Genomic DNA, 21163 nt, shown 5'->3' with positions numbered 1-21163 from the left:
TTCGTGAAGGAGAATCTACTTGTGGCCCTTTTTTGAAAAACATGGTGTCGGCGAAAAAGATTACTTTAAACTCATTCCCTTGAAAAACTATCATTTTCCACTTCATTTTCATCGGGCATTTGAGATTATTTATGTCAACGACGGGCAGTTATCTATCACCATTGACGGGAAAAGCTATCAGGTGCAGAAAAATGATCTGGTTTTTATTTTTCCTAATCAGATGCATGAATTTGAGACGATTGATTTTTCGGAGATTATGGTGATCCTTTTTTCCACAGAATTGATAGGTGATTTTCACATGAATTATAAAAGCTTTATTCCAACTGACAATGTCCTCCATGCTGTGAATGAACCTGATTGTTCAAAGCTGGATTCGATTTATAGCCAGAAAAGTTTCCTGTATGGTGTATGCGCGGAGTTGATCTGTCAGACATCATTTGCTCCGGTCAAACAGTCCCCGCAAACAAAGGTGCTCTATAAAATCCTGCTTTTTGTAGAACAAAATTATTCTGCCGATTGCACATTAAAAGCTGTAGCAAAACATCTGCAATATGATTACCCGTATTTATCAAAGCTGTTTGTCCAGCTGATGAAAATACCCTTCACAGATTACTTGAATCACTATCGGATCTCACACGCATGTTATATATTAAAAAACTCGAATGTGACTATTGGTGAAGTCGCCAACCTTTGCGGCTATAGCAACTTACGGTCATTTCATCGGAATTTTCAGAAAATCACCCATCAATCGCCGAAAGGGTATCGGGTTTCCAATCCGCCTGATAAGAAAATGAACTAGAAGACTTTAAGAGGGTAGGGAAGAGGATAAAAAGAACTCCAAAACCACGAGTATAGTGGTCTTGGAGTTCTTCTTTTTTTATTGTTGCATCATAATTCTGTAAATCAGCATGGCTGCTTCGGCACGTGTGGAATGGGCAGTTGGTGTAAGCTGCTGCTGAGAGTCTCCTTTAATGAGACCTGCTGATACCAGCGCCGCAATATCATTTGCCGCATAATTAGAAATTTGATTATGGTCAGTGTAGCCGTCTAATGCAGAGGAAGAGGTCGTATTCGATTTCCATACCTCTGCAGCCTTCAATGCCCTAGCTGCCATAACAAACATCTCTTGTCTGGAGATGGAATCATGAGGGTGGTAAAGACCGTCGGTTTGGCCCGTAACGACCCCTAATTTCTGAGCAGTCATAAGTCCCTCATAAAAATAATCGTTAGGTGACACATCAGCAAAGCTATTTCCTTCTGCTGCGGATAGACCTAAAGCTCTAACTAATAAAAGTGCGAAATCTGCACGTGTAATAGTCTGTTCGGGTCTAAACTCTGTTTCCGTTACACCATTAATGACACCTTTTGATGTTAGTACTTCTACAATAAACTTCGCCCAATGAGAATCTGTTATATCCCTGAACGTTTTGTGATTGTAAACGGCGGCGTATTGTCCAGATGAATTTGTTGTTGAGAAAATAGCTTGCTTCTTATCTGAATCATAATTCCCGCCTAATACCGGTTGGATGACTCCGTACTCATTGACGTTCCACACTACAATAAAGGTGTTGTTCAATGGAGGTACAGCTTCTAGATAAGGAAGCCCAATTTGTATGGCTGAATTTAAGCTCTCTAATTGAACTGTTGTACCATCCAAAAGTAGCTCGTAATCAATAAGCAAACGTTCACCCAATCGCTTCTTTAAACTTCCTGTTGTATCGACAGATTTGAGGAGCAAAGTAACTGTCTTCACATTGTCCAGTGTCTTCGCCGGGAATAGATTATCCGGAAGTACAAAGGTAGCTAGTGTTGTATTGATCTCAAGCTGCAATGTGGAAGTTCCAACAAGAAATGCAGCGGCAGGGAGAGTGACTTCAAATGAGCTATCATCTGACGATTGTTCCTCTGCAAGCTGAATTCTTAGGATTTTATGGCCTGCAGAATTAGGTTTGGCTAAAGCGATAATCTTTTGTAATGAAGATTCAGTCAATATCGCACTAGTTTTTCCTCCATTCATAGTAGTAGGTATCTCAATCCTTACGCTACCGTCCAAATGGAGTATAGTAGTGGCCGAATCTCCAACCGATGATCCGGAACTGCCTGAGCTCGGGGCAGCCGTCGGACTTGGAGAAGCCGTCGGACTCGGAGAAGCCGTCGGGCTCGGAGAAATAGTCGGACTCGGAGAAATAGTCGGACTCGGAGAAGCCGTCGGGCTCGGAGAAGCCGTCGGGCTCGGAGAAACAGTCGGACTCGGAGAAGCCGTCGGGCTCGGAGAAGCGGTCGGACTCGGAGAAGCCGTCGGACTTGGAGAAGCCGTCGGACTTGGTTCCGGTCCATCAAAAGGAATGAACTTCAAGAAATCGCCCCAGATTATATTCCCGTCGGCATCCCGAGAGTAATTGACTACAGGATTTAAGCTGACAAAGTTAGAATCGGTCAGTTCTAAACCTGATTTATTCGCCGATCGCGTACCGTCAAACATGAAATTATTGTCCGCAGCTAAAGAAGCTGGATATTGGTCTTTTGCAATGTTGGCAGTTCGGTAAGATAAGAAACCGTCAATCGTAAAGTCAGCAGTAATGTGATCATAAGTGGTGAAGCTTATATTACCACGCATATTGTTAAATCCGATGTTGTTGATGGCGATCACACCTGGATTACTATTGCTTGTAAAACCATAAGCGCCATTACCAAAGGCGATTGAATCGCGAATGGTATGTGTGACATGAATGCCTTCGCCACCAAGCTTGAAGCCATTTTTATCACCGGCACCTACGGTTCCGTCTGTTAAGAACCCATTGTTGAAGGCGGCGCTGTGCTCAATCAGCACTGAACCTATCGCTCCTGAGCCTGCTTTCGTATATAAGTCCCAGCCATCGTCGATATTGTTATGCGCCAGACAACCTCTAAAAATATTACCAACACCCGCAGTCAATTTTGCCGCAAAGCCATCGGCATTATTGTCGGATGGATCACGGTTGTCGAAAGAGGTACTGTTGAGAATTAAGTTGTAGGAAGGCCATTCACTGAGTTCTATCGCGGTACCATCTGTTCGGCTGATTTGTAGACCAGTGTCACCATTCGCATAGAAACGGCTATTTTCAACGATGTTATAATTGCCTCCCACTGTAAAGCCCTTGGTATTCCCAGCTGAGCGAGTGAAATCAAGTCCCTTCACATGCCAATAGTTTCCGCTCAAGAGAACGCCTTCTGTTTTTTTGTCAAAATCAAAGATAGGTCTTGCTCCTGGTGCTGCTTCTATATACTTTTTGGCGGAGGCTTTACCATCATTGTACTTTTTAATCTCAAGTGGTGATTTCCGCACATAACGACCCTCAAGCACAATAATATGCTGACCTGGCTTAACGAAATCAATCGCAGTATCGATATCAAGTGGGAGATTGATCGTTCCATCTCCGGAGCTTGATCCGGTGGGCGATACGTAGATCTCATCATCTTCGTTATAACTTTTTAGGGTGACGGTAAAGTTGCTGATAATCTTCTCATAAGAGGTCAAATACTGAGTATCATCTGGTAAAAAAGTAATACTAAAGTTCGTATCTCCTTGATCAAGAAGTCTCGTGGGAATAGAAAGACGTTTACCAGCTATTGCCTCGATATCCTGAGCGATGATCGTAGAACCTTGCTTCAACGTCACCGTTCCGTTGACATTAGAGCGTACAATCATTTGGTAAGCTGGATCTGAAGTTTTACTTAGTGAAAGAATATTTAAGCTAGGTGTGACGGGAATCGCAGGTGGTTCTTTTTTAGGAGAATCTGTAGCTGCTGAAGTGACTGTTAATTGAATATTGCTTACATTAATTGTGGCTAAACGAGCGGCATAGAATCCGACGTACATTTTTGAATCCTGTACGCTAAGAATGTCTGGTGTGAAATGAATAGCTTGCTGGCCATTATTGAGCTGTCCTGTAAAACCACTATTCGTCTTTGCTAACGTTAAATGGTAAGGTGCTGCAGGAACAGTATTGGCAGGTGCCGGACGTTCTTTTTGAAGCATGATGGTTTGAATCCCTTTACTGCCAGTCCCATCCGTTTTTTCAACTCCAGTGCGGACAAAAAGCTGTGTGCCCAGATCGCTTTTCGTCCCGCCGCTATAACCACCGAGGGCAGCTATATTGGATGCAAAGACGCTAGAATTTCCTTGTGTGCCGATGACGTCACGTGCCATAATGCCAAAAGATTCTTGCCCGTCATATGGATTTTTTGCAAAAGCCAACACTTGGACATCCGCAGACAGCACGAAATTATCTTCCGAAGCATCTAGCTCGGTGTAATAGAAGGTAATGCCGTCATGATCTTCGGTGACTTTACCGCCGCCTTCCAAAGCGATCAGCTGGGCGGATCCATCCTCGTTGACAATCGTCTGATTGTTAGCAGCTGAAGTGGACTGACCGAATTGAATGCTTTTCCAAACGGGATCCATCTTTTCTTTTACTGTAACGGAATACGTAATGGGCTTAATAGAAGAATCGGTAGGGAGTATACCAATTTCATACAATCCAGCTGCCTGATTGTCGAACTTGGAAGTGTCGAGCGTATAGCTGTTTAGCTTCTCTCTATCTGAATTATCATACACTTTGGATACGAGCAGATTTTTGCTGTCAAAGTTGTCGTTAATAAAAAAGGTAATTTTAGGATAGCTGGTGACTTCGATGCCTACTAGTTTTTTAACGTTGACCTTAACTTGAAAAAAGGTTATTAAGCCTTTATGCGCAATTGTGATTTTTTTATCGCCAGATGTCGTGGTGTCGAGAGGAGAGACTTTGTATTCATTGTTCAACAGCCGAATCTGTGTACCATCACTGTAATGAGCATAAACCACAAGTCCTTCTAGTTTGAGGGAGTCACCGATATAGTAGAGTGCTTGTTTAGGTTCATTTCGAATTTCTAAAGCGGATAACGTCGCTGCTTTTACTTCCACATTAAAGGTCGTTGTGATTGCCGGCGCCTCTGTTGAAGTAACGGATACCGCTGTGGAGCCTGATTGCGTAAATAGATACGGTAATAAATCGCTGACCGGTTGTCCGTTAATGGAGAGGGAATAAAGATCACTGGTCAGTTCTTTGGTCAGGAAGCCGTCGTTATAATTGGCAACAAGAACAAGACCTTCTGGATCGAAGGTATCCCCTGGATAATATACGGTTTTAGCTGGATAATACTTCACTGATAATGAGGTCATAGATAATGGAACGATTTGCAAAGGAATGCTCACGAAAGCACCGTTGTAGTTAATGGTTATGATATTTTCTCCAACCTTGCTGCTATCAAAGCCTGTAACAATATAATCCGTAGAAGACAAAACGGCCTCACTCTCATCAGAAAAAATAGCCTTAACGACTAATCCAGTCAAATCAAGGGATTCACCAACCAGATAAGTGGTTTTCGTCATTGCGCTGGTATCAGCGGTTAAGCTGGTTACGATTTTGGATTCAAGCTGGATGTCTATGTCACTGAAAGTAACAGTTGCATCTCTAGCTACATAGATTCCGGCAAAAAGAGTATCTGTGAACGTATCGTCCAGTGTTATGATTTCGGTCTGATCACCCACACTTAATCGATAAGTATCTCCTGATTTTTTAATACTTAGCGAATATACAGCTCCTGCGGACGGGGCTTGGATATCGCTAAAAGGATTTAACTTCACTTGGGTGTCTTTTTTATAAAAACCTTTCATTACCTGATCCAAAGCACCCACCGCCGCAAAGTTAGAAGTGGTTGTGCTTGTATCTCCGTTCGTCCTAATACTGTCGCGGAGCATAAGACCGAAGGATTTCTGGTTAGGTGTGCTGACAGTGCTATTGCTATTAAAAGCAATCACTGAAGCGGTCGCTTTCAGTTCAAAGTTCGCATCCACAGGAATCTCTTTCGAATAAAAAGATATTCCCTCATCGCTGCTGGAGATTTTGCCGCCGTAAGTCGTCATCGTTACAGAGGTTGGACTTTCAATTATAGGCTCGGGGTTCTTAGTTGGACTAGTGTTGCCTCCGAAGGCGCTGAAGCCCCAAGGTCCTAACTCGATTTGACCTTCTTGACTGAATTGAATATTACGGAACGTAACCGTAGTATTTCTAGCGGTGTAAAGGCCCGCATATTGAATGGAGCCGTCAAAGCTTTCGATCGTTTTGGTTTCATTGCCGATGCGGACAATATACAGATTTCCGGTCTTTTTGATGCTTAATTCGTAATTCTCTCCTTGGGCAGGGCGATTAACGTTATCAAACACGTACCCAAGTTTCTGTAGGCTTGTATTTTGCAATTTGTGAAACGCTTTCATTTCTTGATCCAAAGCACCCACGCCGACGTAATCTCCAGAGTAGGCTCCGAATTGGTTATCCCACACATTGCCGCGCAGCATTATTCCGAAGGAAACTTGGTTATTGGCTGTCCAAGCATCCACGTGAGCCGTTGCCTTCAACTCAAAATTAACACTTGGATCAACCTCTTTAAAGTAATAAGCGATACCTTCCGTGCTGCCCGATACTTTGCCTCTATCATTCGAGCTTCGCAGTGTAGCTGATCCATCCGTGTTCTCCGTAATGCCAAAGTTGGCTGCAGTAATCTTGTCTTGCCCCCCAACATCACCAAATACGCTGCCTTGCCATTCACTTTGAATGTTAATCATTCCTTCATAAGGATCAGGTGCTTCCTCTGCAAACATCGATAACGGAAAAGAGGAGCACAAAAGCAGGAAGGTTACGAGCATGGCTAACAAACGTTGTTGTTTTCTCAATGATTAAAACCTCTCCTTATATGATCGATTTTGACCAAAGCTAAGCTTGATCATCCGAAATTATACGTTATCACTAAAGCGTACAGCTATAATCAATACGCCATATAACGCTGTTTATGCAGTAGGAGAGGGAGAATCTGAGTTAATGACACCCGGTTTATGCCTTTGCTTCTGCTACTTATGTGGAGTTTTCGGAGCTTGGTGTTGGTGGTTAGCACGCTGGCGTGGTGGTTACGGGCGCCGAAACTGCCGATAAGTACGTTCGCAGTGGAAGTCCGTGACCTTTTGAGCCCAAATTACTTCCGCGGTTGTCGTTACGGACCCTAATGCAGCTATTTCTGCTAATTCGCTCATTTTCCCTGAGTTTCGGACTGTATAGCTCTTATTGAGCTGAAAAAGTGTATCTGAGGGGTGCTTTTGAGTAAATAGCTGCAACGGAGTCCGATAGCGTGGCGAAAACGAGGAAATTCAACAAATAAGGGCTGTACGGTCAGAACGTAGGGAGCTGAGTGGTTACAGACTTAGGTATTCTACAAAATGCTTAGTTTCTGGAAAAATCAAAGCCAAAATACGGGCTTGGCTGTGGGTAATTCCTTCCGCGGTTGCCGTTACGGACCGTAATGCAGCTATTTCAGCTAATTCGCTCATTTTCCCTGAGTTTCGGACTGTATAGCTCTTATTGAGCTGAAAAAGTGTATCTGAGGGGTGCTTTTGAGTAAATAGCTGCAACTGAGTCCGATAGCGTGGTGAAATCGAAGATAATTGGCAAATAGGGGCTATACGGTCCGAACGTAGGGAGTTCAACTGGCGAGAGTGTATTAATGGATGGCAAACAGATTAAAACTGGCTTACAAAGTGAACCAAATCATCTAAATATTGCTCAACAACAATATGTCGTGGGAAAAAGACTGCGGTCAAATATGTTCTTAATGGTGATGAGGCATTCTTTTTTGAGAGCATAGAGTGATCAGCATCAGGAAGATAGAAGACGGAGAGTAGGTTTTTAGGGATTTTTTCACGGTAAATACGTTCGGTTTCCTCAACATCTACATTTATATCTTGCCCGCCAAGAACTAAGTGGACAGGAGTAGTGAAGTTTTTTAAATCCTCACTCGCATCTGACTGATAATTTTTAGAGAAAAAACCCCATTTTTCTTTGGAAATTAAATCGTCCGATTGTGCAATTCGCAAGTAACTTTCATATGACGCCTGTTCCTTAAGTAGCAGTAGGATTTGCGCGTTATAATCTTCTCTCTTTTTTATCTCCTTTTCCGAAAAACCTTCTAAAATCATCTCTTGTCTGGTATTGTATTGTCCTTGAGAAATCCATTGAATGGCGGGGGATACAAGAATACTGAAGGCGAGATCAGGCACTTTTTTAGCAATCTTGGGAATCACCCAGCCCGCCTGACTTGCTCCCCACAAACCAATAGCTTGAGCATCAATCATAGGTAAGGCTTTAGCCCAGTTAATCGCATATATAGTTTCTTGTGCTCTATCCTCCATGCTTTGCTCTAGCCAGTTCCCTGAGGAACCCCCAATACCTGGTTTGTTAAGAGATAAGGAAGCATATCCGGCAGAGGCGAGCTTTTCCCACAAAGGTTTATATCCATCATCGTAAGTATCATTAACTGGGCCATCCCCATGAACAAAAACTACCAGTCCGACGGTTCCAGAGTAGCTTTCGGGCAGAACTAAGGTTCCTGTTAGTTGACCTTGAGGCGTATCAATTTCAATTTTTTGCTCAGTCATTGAGAAAGAATGTTGCTGTAGTACGAACAAGACCGCTGCAATTAACAACGAAATGGTAATCATCCAGACAGTTAGCTTAATTTTCTTTTTCATTCATTGATCCCCCAGATTGTAGCGATGTTTTTCTTGTCATGTAATGCCAAATAGGCTCTTTAAAAAGTAAATGTCTTACCGCGCTATAGTTAGATTTATGGATCTCAAAGTTCAACTGCTGGTACATATTAATGGCTCGTTTATTCTTGTTAGCAACATGTAGCGTTAATTTTTCAACCTCAGAATGACTGTTTACAAAATCCGCCGCCCAACCCAGCAACTCTTTGCCAATTCCCTTATTACGGTGACTGGACCGAACAGCCAAATGAGCCACATAACACTCTTTTGCTCTAGGTTGATAATCCAAAAAATATAACCCAAGGATTAACTTACAAACATTTAAGTATCTAAATTTCTTGAATAGCTGCAAAAAGGGAGCCCGATTCAGTGGTTTAATTGATCCTTTTTTAAGGGAGAGCGTATCCTGCCATTTTAAGTAGATAGTGCCAACCACTTCTCCGTTTTCATAAGCGATTATTTGTTTAGATGATAAGGAAGTAGAATCTTGTTCCCAAAGTCTTATAAGTAGATCAGCAATTTCATTGTCCTCGAGAGAGAGGAGAGAGTGAAATTTCCCGTGAAATGCATCTACCAATAGCCTGCTTACAGCCTCACGATCTTGTTCCTGGTAATGGGCGATGATAACCTCGTTTGTACTCATTTAGTAGTATCATCTAGGGCATGCTCGATTTGAATTTGAAGCTCATAATGAAGCTTGTCGTTGTTAAACATGGATAGGTACGATTTTTCCAGAATGATGATTGGTCCCAATACCATGTAGTGATGCCCATTTAAAAAGTGTTCCAGCTTGGCAATTTCATGATCTACATCCTGATCGTCTGTTACAAAAAATGCTTTATAGAGATAGCACCCTTTTTCTAAAAAAATGTCAGGGGCGGGAGTGGTTTCAATGGTTTCAAAGCATAAGGTTACTTGTTCAGAATCGTATACATAATGCAAATCTGTTTCAAATAAATGATGGTTCTGCGGTCTTTTTTCATATAAACTTCGCGCAGTTAGTGTTTCGTTATCCTCTAGCACCAACCACTTTTTCAGATAACGATTGTCCACATGTTTAATTTGATAATCCCCCTCCATGTTGCCATAATCTGCATGTTCTTTTAGTACCTTTTGTATAAATTGTTGCAGCATTATTAATTGGTTTATTTCTGAGTTGATTTTGTTTAGCGATTTCTCTAACAGCTGTTGGTAGTCATTCGTTGCGGATTTATTCATACTTTGGTTAATGGTACTGACAGGGATGTTTAATTTGCGGAGCAACAGGATATGTGCCAATTGATAGATCTCATCGATGCCGTACATCCGGTACTGATTATTGTCTATATAGGATGGAAACAGGATTTCTTTTTCTTCAAAATATCGAATCTGGTGGATAGATACATTCATAAGTTTTGATAGTTCTCCAATTGTAAGGTACGGATTCAAGGGCGGTGCTCCTAACTGTAAGTTATTTGATAAAATAACTATAAACCTTAGGTCAGACCTAAGGTCAAGCGTCGATTAAAATACGGGATAAGCAGAGCACTTTTTTTCTAAATAATGATTAGTAATAGTAATGGGTGGTATTGAAAAAGACTTAGATTTTGGAAGGACAATGCGGGGGTGCAACGGATTAGATTCATGATCATTTTTTTGTATGAGCCTTGCTGGTATGACCTTAGAGTTGCCATTACGGACCGTAATGCAGCTATTCGTACATTTCCGCTCGTATTCCAAAAGTTAGGGACTGCATAGCTCTTATTAGCTGCAAATCGACTCAAAATGGGGTGGTTATGAGCATATAGTTGCAACTGAGTCCGATAGCGTGGCGAAAACGAAGATAATTGGGAAATAAGAGCTATACGGTCCGAACGTAACTTTGTTAATCAAACCAAACTAATCAAACCAAACTAATCAAATCAAATCATCACATTCTAAGCTGATAGCTTCGATTCCGTTCTTTTCCACCGACGATCTCTAGTAGCTGCTGTTCAACTAACTCATGTAAAACACGTCGGGCATGACGATTAGTGACTCTAAGATGATGGGTGAGTTCAACAGGTGTGAAAGGACGCAGAAGACGTCTTGCGAAACGAAGTGTTTCAGCTTCTAACCATGTTAATGAAGAGGGCACGTCTGAAGCCATGAATTTGCCGATGAATGCGAGTACTAGTTGTTGACATAGCTGAGGCTCGTCCGTGATTGAGGGATAGGCGATGGATAGGAAGGTCCAACCGTCTAGCGATAATAAGGAATGGCGTCTACATAAATCTTTGAATCGTCGTACATCAAGATCTCTAGCATGCGGACCGTAGCCTTGAATCTCAATTCCGCCCTTTGCTCCACCTGGCATATAGGCCAGATCAAGATAACGATAACCATTGTTGAAATCGCGCACTTCCCATTCCGGGAACAAGTAGTTGAAGTTTCCTACAGCAGGAAACCATACCGCACGTAGAAATTCGACTGTTCCATAGCCCAACCCTTTTGCAAGAAGCTCCTGTCTGCGGGGATTGTTCTCCTTATCCAAGTTGATCTGTAACCATTCCTCTAGTTGCTGTTCGAATCTGGACATTTTGTGTATCCTCCTTAAGTAATTTTTTTTGAAAAAAGAAAAAGCCGCTCCCATACAATTCCTCCTGAGCTTACCCAGGATAGAGATTGTATAAAAGCGGCGTGTTCTTCACGACCTATAGTTGCTATTATAACGAGTGCTGAGGATTTCTTCAATGAGTTACTGTGTATAAGGATGACGAATCCAAATAGGTTTTAGATGAAGGAAGCTAGCAGGGTGAACGAGCTGAATTTGCTGAAGTTAATAGTTACTCTAAAAGCGGATTCTTCCCCCGCGCGGCCGCATGGCTTTTCTAGGACGATCATCATGTGGTTACTGATCCGCAAAAATGGATTACGTGCTCTGCGCAATATCATTATTCATTTTCGAACGTTGCGGACCGTATTGCAGCTATTCGTACATTTTCGCTCGTATTCCAAAAGTTACGGACTGCATAGCTCTTATTAGCTGCAAATCGACTCAAAATGGGGTAGTTATGAGCGAATAGTTGCAACTGAGTCCGATAGCGTGGCAAAACCCTCATTTTTCAGCAAATAAGGTCTCCTGAGTCCGCATGCGCGCGGTGTAAGTATTCAGAGTTCCCAACGACGTCAGAATTGTCTATCTAGTCCAAGTCGTCAGATTATCATTGTGTCCATGTCTTCCATGTCCCAAAGTCGTGTAACTCCAGCATGAACGGACCGTATTGCAGCTATTCGTACATTTTCGCTCGTATTCCAAAAGTTACGGACTGCATAGCTCTTATTAGCTGCAAATCGACTCAAAATGGGGTAGTTATGTGCGAATAGTTGCAACTGAGTCCGATAGCGTGGCAAAACCCTCATTTTTCAGCAAATAAGGTCTCCTGAGTCCGCATGCGCGCGGCAGATACATTCGAGTTGCCAAAGTAGCACAAGTCGCCCAACTGGTCCTTTCATTTCGTCATTAAACTCATCATGCTCATACCGTCGTCCTACTCATCGTGCTCATTTCGTCATCCTACTCATCGTGCTCACACCGTCATCCTACTCATCATGGTCATATCAGACCATCTTTTCATACAAGTCCCGCTTTTTCAGAAAAAAATCCTAATAAAGGCCCATTACTTTGTCGAATTGTGAAGGAAATTAGAAAATTTTATAGAATTATCTATGTTCATCTAAACTTTTTACTCTTCAACACGTGTTGCAGGATGGCCCTGGTGATTGCTGCAGCTTTACTCTTCCATAAAAGGGGCCGATACGATGCTCAAAAGGACATTACTTATCTATCTGATTGGTTTAATTTTATTATCTGCGATTCCTCTATCCATTCTTATGGGTCACGATAAACAAGGGAGTCACCTGCAAGTGCAGCATGGAGTCATGGATCTCGCAGCTTGGGATTACGAACAGGATAAGATTATCAAGTTAGACGGTGAATGGGAGTTTTATTGGAATCACTTATTAACTCCTGAGCATTTTAGGGCGGGTAGCGCAGATATACCTGCTTCTTCAGCTTGGATGGAGGTGCCCTCCCGGTGGAACGGCAACATCGTTAATGGAAGCCCTTTACCCGCCTTCGGTTCCGCCACCTATCGGATGGTTCTAAAAAACCTGCCCGTAAGTGGGGTATTCGCCTTGAAAAAAACAAATATCCGCTTTTCAAGCAGGATTTTTGTTAATGGACAGTCAGTTATTGAGGATGGTAATCCTGCTGCTAATGAAGCTGATTATCGGTCAGGGAATATCCCGCAGATTGGGCTTTTTTCGTCTGATAAGGGAGATGTAGAAATCATAATTCAAGTCTCCAACTTCGATTATGTAAATGGGGGCATTCCGGTTTCTTTATCCTTTGGTGAGGAAGCAGCAATGATGGAGGTTCAGCAGAAGAGTACGGCCCGTGAATTTAGCACCGTTGCTATTTTAGGCACACTTGCCCTTATCTTTTTTATCTGCTTTGGGGCAGCGTCCTTATACCGTAAGCAGGATTACTCTTTACTTGTGTTTGCGACTATTTGTTTGCTGTTTGCGATATATCATGGGTTGATCGGTGAGCGTTCACTCTTACTCTTTTTCCCTAAACTTTCGTTCATAATGCTCTACAAAGTAAAGGATATAAGCTCCATCTCCTGCTTTATTGTGCTCGCAATATTTTTTTACCAAATGCACAAAAGCATAATATCTTTAAAATTTACTCAAGCCATTACGATTGTTTTAGGCAGCTTTATAATTCTGGTCGCCATCCTGCCGATTCGTTCTTACACGGTCATTTATCCGTATGTGATTATTTTATATGAGCTGATGTTAATTTGGATGTTATGTAGAGTGGCCACCCTGTATATCAGAAGCGCAGAAGTAAATAGAATCAAATTGCTGCTGATGTTTATGGCGATTCTAGCTATTAATCTATATTCCATAGATATTATTCTGTTTGCTCTTTCTATAAAAGAGAACCTTTGGCTCGGGCAGTTTTACATTGTGGCTTTTAATATCATCATGATCGTGCTGATTGTTCTACGTTTTTTTGAAGCCTACCATACCATAGACGAGATGAAAAACCAGTTGATCGGGCTGGATAAAATTAAAGATGAATTCCTTTCCAACACCTCACATGAACTAAAAACACCTCTAAATGCCATAGTGAACATTACAGCTACGCTGCTGGATGGGGTTGAGGGTCCAGTTAATGAAAAACAAGCGCAGAATCTAGCGATCGTAATCGGGAGCGGCAGAAGATTAACACATATGGTAAATGAACTACTCGATTATTCCAAAATGAAGTACGGAGACATCACATTATACAAAAGCAAACTGGATTTGAAAGCCGTTGTTGATTCCGTCATTGGCATTCATTCTTTTCTGCTCGGAGAAAAGTCGATCCTGCTCGTTAACAGAGTCGCTTCGAATTTCCCTATGGTGAATGCAGATGGCAATCGCCTGATTCAAATTTTCCACAACTTGGTTGATAATGCGATTAAATTTACGGAACAGGGTGAAATAGAGATTAGTGCCAGAGTTATTCAGGAGTGGGTGGAAGTACGTGTGGCAGACACAGGTTTGGGAATCTCACCGGAAATGCAGGAGCGTATTTTCAAAGCTTTTGAGCAGGTGGATGAGGCGGAGATTCATAGTCATGGTGGAACAGGGCTCGGATTAAGTATTACTAAGAAGCTAGTAGAACTGCATGGCGGGAACATAGCTGTGGAATCTACAGTGGGAAAAGGTTCGGTGTTTATTTTTACACTTCCACGGTGGGATAAAGCGGTTAAGCCAATCACGAGACCTACCCTTAAGGCGGCACATTCTTATAAAGAATTAAGTTTCTCCCATGGTGGTTATCCCCTTTATATCAAAGGCGAGATCGATGAGCCCATTTTAGTAGTGGACGATGATTTTGCCAATCTGCAATCTATGATCAATCTGTTTAAGCTAGAGAAATATTCTATTGTGGTTGTTAATCGCGGGCAGATGGCACTTGAGGAGCTAGCGAAAAACACAGATTTTTTTCTGGTGGTACTGGATATTACCATGCCGGACATTTCGGGTTACGAGGTTCTGCAAAAGATTAGAGAGAGATTTACTCCTTTTGAGCTGCCTGTGTTAATGCTGACGGCCAAGAACAGGGTGAGCGATATGAAGATGTCCATGGATAACGGCGCGAATGACTATGTGGGAAAACCTTTTGAAGCTGAAGAGCTAATGGCACGTGTTAAAAGTCTGACCCGATTGAGAGCTTCCGTGAAGACTGCCAAAGACGCCGAAATAGCTTTTTTACGATCCCAGATCAAACCTCATTTCTTATACAATGCTCTGAATTCAATTGCTGAACTATGTGTGGAAGAACCTGAGAAGGCCGAAGAGTTGACACTGCAGCTGTCACAGTATTTGCGAAGCAGCTTTGATTTCAAACAACTGGATTCACTAACGAGTCTGGAGAATGAGATTGAGCTGGTAGAGGCTTATATCAATATTGAAAAAGCACGCTTCGGTGCCAGATTAAATGTGGAATATGATGTGAGAGTTAATACGGATTACCGGATTCCTCCGCTGATTCTACAGCCTTTGGTCGAAAATGCAATAAGGCATGGCCTAATGTCCAATTTGCGGGGTGGCACGGTAAATATATCTGTAAAAGAATTAGAGAATTCGGTGATTAGCTTTATTGTGGAGGATAATGGATCTGGAATGAGTGAGCATAAATTGAAAGAAGTAATGAAGTCAGATGTAGATAAAAGAGGGGTGGGGCTGTGGAATATCAGTCAGCGCATCAAGCTATTATATGGAAAAAATATTCATATTCAAAGTGCTGAAGGATTAGGCACAACGGTATCTTTTGAAATTCCAATACAGCAGCTTAAGCGGATGGGAGGTTAAGGCATGCTGCGAGCGATTATTGTAGATGATGAGGAGTTATCGGTAAAACGCCTGAAGCGGATCTTATCGCAGAGCGGAGAGATTGAAGTCTATGAGACGTTTTTGGATCCAGCGGAAGCCTATGCTTTTGCGAAGGCCAATCCGATAGATGTAGCTTTTTTGGATATTTCTATGCCTGAGACGAATGGGATGAAGCTTTCTAGCCTTTTGCATGAATTGGATGAATCGATAGATGTGGTTTTTGTAACCGGATTTGATGAGTATGCGCTGCAGGCTTTTGACCTAAGTGCAGTGGATTATCTTTTGAAGCCTGTAACTGCGGAGCGGTTGTCTAAGACGTTAGAGAAACTCAAAAAAATGAATCGAAATACAACGGCTGAGCCTACGTTAGAAGTTTTTTTGTTTAATGGTTTAAAAGTGTATCGCAGAACGCAGAACAGAGAGCTAATCAAGCTGAGAAGTCCAAAAACAGAAGAATTATTTGCTTTTCTGGTTAGTAAAGGAACGGTTAGCCGGGAGGAAATTATCGACACGTTGTGGAGCGGATTGGAGCCTGAAAAAGCATGGAAGAATCTGAACTCGACGCTGTATTATATTCGAAAAGCAATCGGCGCCAATTATATAAAAGCAAGCAGGAACGAAATTCATGTAGTAGAGAGCAGCATTTATTGTGATCTGTATGAATTTGAGCGATTGTTAAAGCAAATCAGGCAAACCTCTGAAAGACATGTTGAATGGATGATTCAAGCAGAAGTTTTATACTCAGGAGCATTACTCAAAGGAAAAGCCTATGAATGGGCTAGTAGCAGGACCCGGAGACTCGAGCATGAATATATAGGATTGCTGGAGCTGGCTGCAAGATTTAATTTAGAGCAGAATCAGCAGCATCAAGCACTACATTATTTTGGAGAAATATTAAAATTAGATTCCTTGCGAGAGGACATCTATCATGAAATCATCAACTTATTAATTGAATTAGGGCGAATGAATGAAGCACAGCGGAAATTTGGCCAATTGGAAGAGATGTTGCAGCAAGAGCTCGGAACAACACCTGATCCTAAACTCAAAGCGTTAATGAAACAGAAGTTATTGTAATGGAAGGAACCTTCGAATGGATGGTTATCGAGGGTTCTTTTTTTGTTTATTTTTTGTTTATCTTAATTTTGTATAATACTCTCGATTATTGTCGAATTAATGACATGATTTATGCTAGAGGGGGAAATAGAGTTTGAAGCCATCATTTATGAAAATAGGCATTAGTATTTCTTTATGTACTGGACTTGTGGTGCAGGGGGTGGGTCCTATGCAAACTCCAATCATAAGTGCAAAAGCTAGTTTCGGTTGGATCGAGAATAGCCCAGCTATAATAACGTCCATCAATGAAGATGACTATTCCAACGCAGGGGTTGAGGTAGCCAGCTTTTTGACAGGAAAAGTATCGGATCCAGCGTCAACAGGGATTGCTGTAGTAGCTTTAGATAATACCAAAGGGGCCTGGCAGTATTACAACACGGTGGGAAGAATTTGGTATAATATCGAGCCGGTGTCGAACAGTAATGCTTTTCTGCTGCTGAAATCGGAGAAAATCCGTTTTGTCCCGGCTAAAGACTGGAACGGAACTGCTTCCATTAGCTTTAAGCTATGGGATACGACAGCATCAGGTTATCAAAATTATCAAAAAAATGCGAATACCACAGTATCTGCCGCGTTCAGCTCAGATCCGGGTATAGCCGTAATTACTGTAAATCCAGTGAACGATGCACCTTATCTGACAGAACTAAATGGTGGGGACTATCTTAGTTTTGACGGTAACGAGGATTATGTGACCTTCCCGGATCAACGGATTTATGGGAATTCTTTTACAGTTGAAGGATTTTTGAAGGTAGATGCTTTTCAGACCTGGATGAGATTTTTTGAATCATCGATCGCAGAGCAGAACCACAATATTTTTGTGGGTTTTAACGGCAAACGGATGAATTTCACTGCCTACACTAATAAGGGAGATATTAATGTCACTGAGGATTTCCCGATTTCTAAATGGGTTCATGTCGCGATTGTTTATGATCACAGTCAGAAAAAGGGACGGATTTATTGGGATGGTGTACTTAAGGCAGAAGGGGCTATGGATTTAAGTACTGTAGGCAACGTTGCACGTCCGAATAACTGGCTTGGAAAAAGCACGTGGAGACAGGACGGAGATTATAACGGTGGAATGAGAGACGTGAGGTTCTGGAGTAAAGCCAAGACTCAAAGTGATATTGTTCGAGAAATGAATGTCGACTTGACAGGCTCGGAGCCTAATCTGGCTTTAAACTATAAATTAGCGAATAGCAATGATGGGAATGTCGCTGTTAATACTTCTGGTCTTCCCCTTAAGAACGGTACAATTACTGGGGCAACCTGGAAGCAGGACACAGGTTTTATGGGAAATACTACAACCGATAAAAACAAGTCGGTCTCACGATCCTTTAAAGTCCTCGATGTGGATGGAGATGACCTACAAGTATCAGCTACTTCCTCGAATACGCTCTTAATTCCGAATAATGGACTGAAAATAAGTGGAAGTGGTGAGCAACGAACTTTAGAAATAACACCCGCAGCGAATGCTTTTGGCACCAGTGTGATTTCAGTCAAAGTAAGTGATGGAACATTAAACAACACCTACACTTTTAATGTGACGGTAAACAATACGGGGGATGTAATCGTAACCGGAGTGTCTTTGGATAAACCATCACTGAGTTTAACACAAGGAGAAGCAGGGGACACACTTAGTGCCGTAATAACACCTGCTGATGCCACGAACAAAACAGTAAATTGGAGCTCTAGTGATGAAACTGTTGCAACCGTTGTAAACGGAGTGGTAACTCCAGTTGGCGTTGGAACAGCGATCATCACGGTAACGACTACTGATGGAAGTTTTACTGCTTCGTCTGTAGTAAATGTAAGTGCTCCAATCCCGCCGGTTGTGGACGTAACTGGAGTGAAGCTAGATCAGGAGACACTGGAATTAACAGCTGGAGAAGCTGATGGAATCCTAAAAGCAACAATAGAGCCTGCCAATGCAACGGATAAAGACGTGATCTGGAGCTCTAGCGATGAGACAGTTGCGACCGTTATAAACGGAGTGGTAACTCCGGTTGGTGAGGGTACAGCTGTTATTACGGTAACGACGAAAGATGGAAGTTTTAAGGCTTCAACCACAGTTAGTGTAAGTGCTCCAATCCCGTCGGTTGTGGACGTAACTGGAGTGAAGCTAGATCAGGAGACACTGGAATTAACAGCTGGAGAAGCTGATGGACTCCTAAAAGCAACAATAGAGCCTGCCAATGCAACGGATAAAGACGTGATCTGGAGCTCCAGCGATGAGACAGTCGCGACCGTTGTGAACGGAGTAGTAACTCCGGTTGGTGAGGGTAACGCAGTTATTACGGTAACGACCAAAGATGGAAGTTTTAAGGCTTCAACCACAGTTAGTGTGAGTGCCCCAATCCCTCCCATTGTGGACGTAACTGGAGTGAAGCTAGATCAGGAGACACTGGAATTAACAGCTGGAGAAGCTGATGGAATCCTAAAAGCAACAATAGAGCCTGCCAATGCAACGGATAAAGACGTGATCTGGAGCTCTAGCGATGAGACAGTCGCGACCGTAGTGAACGGAGTAGTAACTCCGGTTGGAGAGGGTACCGCAGTTATTACGGTAACGACCAAAGATGGAAGTTTTAAGGCTTCAACCACAGTAAATGTGAGTGCCCCAATCCCACCCGTTGTGGACGTAACTGGAGTGAAGCTAGATCAGGAGACACTGAATTTAACAGCTGGTGAAGCTAATGGAATTCTAAAAGCAACAATAGAGCCTGCCAATGCAACGGATAAAGACGTGATCTGGAGCTCCAGCGATGAGACAGTCGCGACCGTTGTGAACGGAGTAGTAACTCCGGTTGGAGAGGGTACCGCAGTTATTACGGTAACGACCAAAGATGGAAGTTATACGGCTTCTACAACCGTCACTGTGAAGGCTCCTGTTAAGCCAGTTACAGCACCAGGAATTCCAACATCTGTAACTGCAACTGCAGAGAATGGTCAAGCAATCATCACCTTTATACCGCCGGTGAACGATGGAGGCAGCGAAATCATAGGATATATTGTAACTGCTAATCCGGGAGGTTTGACGGTTACGGGAACTGGAAGTCCGCTGACAATCAGTGGTTTGACGAATGGAACAAGCTATACCTTCACGATACAGGCAATCAATAAAGCTGGCATCAGCGAATCCTCTGCTGAGTCCAATGCAGTTGTTCCTAGCACTTCATCTGGTGGTGATGTTGTTGTTCCGTGGCAACCAACCCCATCAGCAACTCCGGCACCTGTGGTAAATGATGCTTCCATCCTAATCAATGGTAAAGCGGAAACAGTGGGAACCGCAACGAATGGTAAACGGAATGAGCAAACGTTAACCACCATTGTGTTAGATCAGAAGAAGCTAGAGGACAAGCTCGCCACTGAAGGTAAAGGTACGGTAGTTTCTATCGCTGCAAATAGTAAATCTGATGTTATAGTTGGCGAACTAAACGGACAAATGGTTAAAAATATGCAGGGTAATCAGGCAATTCTTGAGATCAAAACAGGAAATGCGACATTTACACTGCCTGCTCAGCAAATTAATATTGACGCTTTGAACGAGCAAATCGGCAAGTCGGTAGCTTTGCAAGATATTAAGATACAGATTGAAATTAGCGCCCCTACAGCCGATAAAGTTAAAGCTTTAGAAGCAGCTGCGCAAAAAGGATCCTTTTCATTAGTTTCCGCGCCAGTTAATTTTACGGCCAGAGGTATCTACGGAGATAAGAGTATTGAACTTTCCCAATTCAATACGTATGTTAAACGTACCATAGCCATTCCTGAGGGGATGGACCCGAACAAGATTACAACTGGAGTGTATGTTGATTCCGAAGGTTCGGTACACCATGTACCTACTAAAGTGGTTGTAATTGATGGCAAATATTTTGCTACTATCAACAGCTTAAGCGGAGGTACTTACTCCGTAATCTGGCATCCGCTTGAATTTAGTGATGTGGCTAATCACTGGGCAAAAGAGGCAGTGAACGATATGGGCTCTCGATTAGTCATTGAGGGAACAGGTAATGGTCAATTTACTCCGGATCAGGCCATTACCCGTGCAGAGTTTGCGGCGATTGTTGTACGCGGTCTGGGACTTGAGATGGAACAAGCTGCAACACCATTCTCAGATGTAAAGACCACGGATTGGTATAACAGTGCGATCAACACAGCATTTGCTTATCAATTAATCAATGGTTTTGAAGATGGTATGTTCCGCCCTGATGAACATATAACCCGCGAACAAGCGATGTTAATTATCGCCAAAGCGATGAAAATTACAGCGCTACAGACTAAGCTTTCTGTTCAATCGGCTGACGTTTTGTTAGCTCCATTTACAGATAGTAGTGAGGTTTCTAACTGGGCGATCAGTGGAGTTACTGACACTTTGCAGGCAGGCATTATCATGGGAAGAAGCAGTAAAGGGCTTGCTCCAAAAGATGATATGACAAGAGCTGAGGTTGCAGAGATCGTGAAGCGGCTACTTGAAAAGTCGGATTTAATTTAATCTACTAAGCTCCAGAATTGTGATGAAGAAAGAGG

Annotated in this window: 11 protein-coding genes; 5 read left to right on the top strand and 6 right to left on the bottom strand. The window is 42.6% G+C overall.

What is annotated here, in order from left to right; genetic code table 11:
• The first annotated feature begins 19 nt into the window (after nt 1-19).
• A complete protein-coding gene (locus tag NSS82_RS19430; protein ID WP_076098974.1) occupies nt 20-799 on the top strand; it encodes a helix-turn-helix transcriptional regulator in 780 nt (259 codons plus the stop codon).
• A gap of 78 nt (nt 800-877) precedes the next feature.
• On the opposite strand, the gene NSS82_RS19425 is transcribed toward NSS82_RS19430, so the two are convergent.
• From NSS82_RS19425 to NSS82_RS19400, 6 genes are all read right to left on the bottom strand, one after another.
• A complete protein-coding gene (locus NSS82_RS19425; RefSeq protein WP_076272678.1) occupies nt 878-6751 on the bottom strand; it encodes a bacterial Ig-like domain-containing protein in 5874 nt (1957 codons plus the stop codon).
• Nucleotides 6752-7264: 513 nt separating this feature from the next.
• Nucleotides 7265-7399, bottom strand: coding sequence for a hypothetical protein (locus NSS82_RS19420; protein ID WP_340961099.1), 135 nt, complete (start codon nt 7397-7399; stop codon nt 7265-7267).
• A gap of 189 nt (nt 7400-7588) precedes the next feature.
• Nucleotides 7589-8596, bottom strand: a complete 1008-nt coding sequence (locus tag NSS82_RS19415; protein ID WP_076273918.1) for an alpha/beta hydrolase family protein — start codon at nt 8594-8596, stop codon at nt 7589-7591.
• The gene (locus NSS82_RS19410) at nt 8580-9257 is read right to left on the bottom strand and encodes a GNAT family N-acetyltransferase (RefSeq protein WP_076273917.1); all 678 of its coding nucleotides are present in this window, start codon (nt 9255-9257) and stop codon (nt 8580-8582) included. The genes NSS82_RS19415 and NSS82_RS19410 overlap by 17 nt, the downstream gene beginning before the upstream one ends.
• Nucleotides 9254-10042, bottom strand: a complete 789-nt coding sequence (locus tag NSS82_RS19405; protein WP_076273916.1) for a MerR family transcriptional regulator — start codon at nt 10040-10042, stop codon at nt 9254-9256. The genes NSS82_RS19410 and NSS82_RS19405 overlap by 4 nt, the downstream gene beginning before the upstream one ends.
• Nucleotides 10043-10523: 481 nt before the next feature.
• Complete coding sequence (locus NSS82_RS19400) at nt 10524-11171, bottom strand: hypothetical protein (protein WP_036688165.1); 648 nt, start codon at nt 11169-11171, stop codon at nt 10524-10526.
• A 216-nt stretch (nt 11172-11387) separates the two neighbouring features.
• Here NSS82_RS19400 and NSS82_RS19395 point away from each other — a divergent pair, with 216 nt between their 5' ends.
• From NSS82_RS19395 to NSS82_RS19380, 4 genes are all read left to right on the top strand, one after another.
• Nucleotides 11388-11618 (top strand): hypothetical protein, encoded by a 231-nt coding sequence (locus NSS82_RS19395; RefSeq protein WP_038571697.1) that lies wholly within the window; start codon nt 11388-11390, stop codon nt 11616-11618.
• Nucleotides 11619-12394: 776 nt separating this feature from the next.
• A complete protein-coding gene (locus NSS82_RS19390) occupies nt 12395-15505 on the top strand; it encodes an ATP-binding protein (protein ID WP_143761398.1) in 3111 nt (1036 codons plus the stop codon).
• A 3-nt stretch (nt 15506-15508) separates the two neighbouring features.
• Nucleotides 15509-16600, top strand: a complete 1092-nt coding sequence (locus tag NSS82_RS19385) for a response regulator (RefSeq protein ID WP_076273905.1) — start codon at nt 15509-15511, stop codon at nt 16598-16600.
• Between the two features lie 133 nt (nt 16601-16733).
• Nucleotides 16734-21128: an Ig-like domain-containing protein gene (locus NSS82_RS19380; RefSeq protein ID WP_341109892.1), complete on the top strand. Its 4395-nt coding sequence runs from the start codon at nt 16734-16736 to the stop codon at nt 21126-21128.
• Nucleotides 21129-21163 lie beyond the last annotated feature (35 nt).

This window comes from Paenibacillus sp. FSL H7-0735 (assembly GCF_038008505.1).
Lineage (GTDB): Bacteria > Bacillota > Bacilli > Paenibacillales > Paenibacillaceae > Paenibacillus_AQ > Paenibacillus_AQ odorifer.
The sequence above is the reverse complement of the archived record's forward strand: the minus strand, read 5'-3'. Positions and strand labels throughout refer to the sequence as shown.

Coding starts and splice junctions, on each gene's coding strand:
- NSS82_RS19390 (WP_143761398.1), top strand. CDS start 12,395: ATGCTCAAAAGGACATTACTTATCTATCTGATTGGTTTAATTTTATTA.
- NSS82_RS19415 (WP_076273918.1), bottom strand. CDS start 8,596: ATGAAAAAGAAAATTAAGCTAACTGTCTGGATGATTACCATTTCGTTG.
- NSS82_RS19400 (WP_036688165.1), bottom strand. CDS start 11,171: ATGTCCAGATTCGAACAGCAACTAGAGGAATGGTTACAGATCAACTTG.
- NSS82_RS19420 (WP_340961099.1), bottom strand. CDS start 7,399: ATGAGCGAATTAGCTGAAATAGCTGCATTACGGTCCGTAACGGCAACC.
- NSS82_RS19385 (WP_076273905.1), top strand. CDS start 15,509: ATGCTGCGAGCGATTATTGTAGATGATGAGGAGTTATCGGTAAAACGC.
- NSS82_RS19410 (WP_076273917.1), bottom strand. CDS start 9,257: ATGAGTACAAACGAGGTTATCATCGCCCATTACCAGGAACAAGATCGT.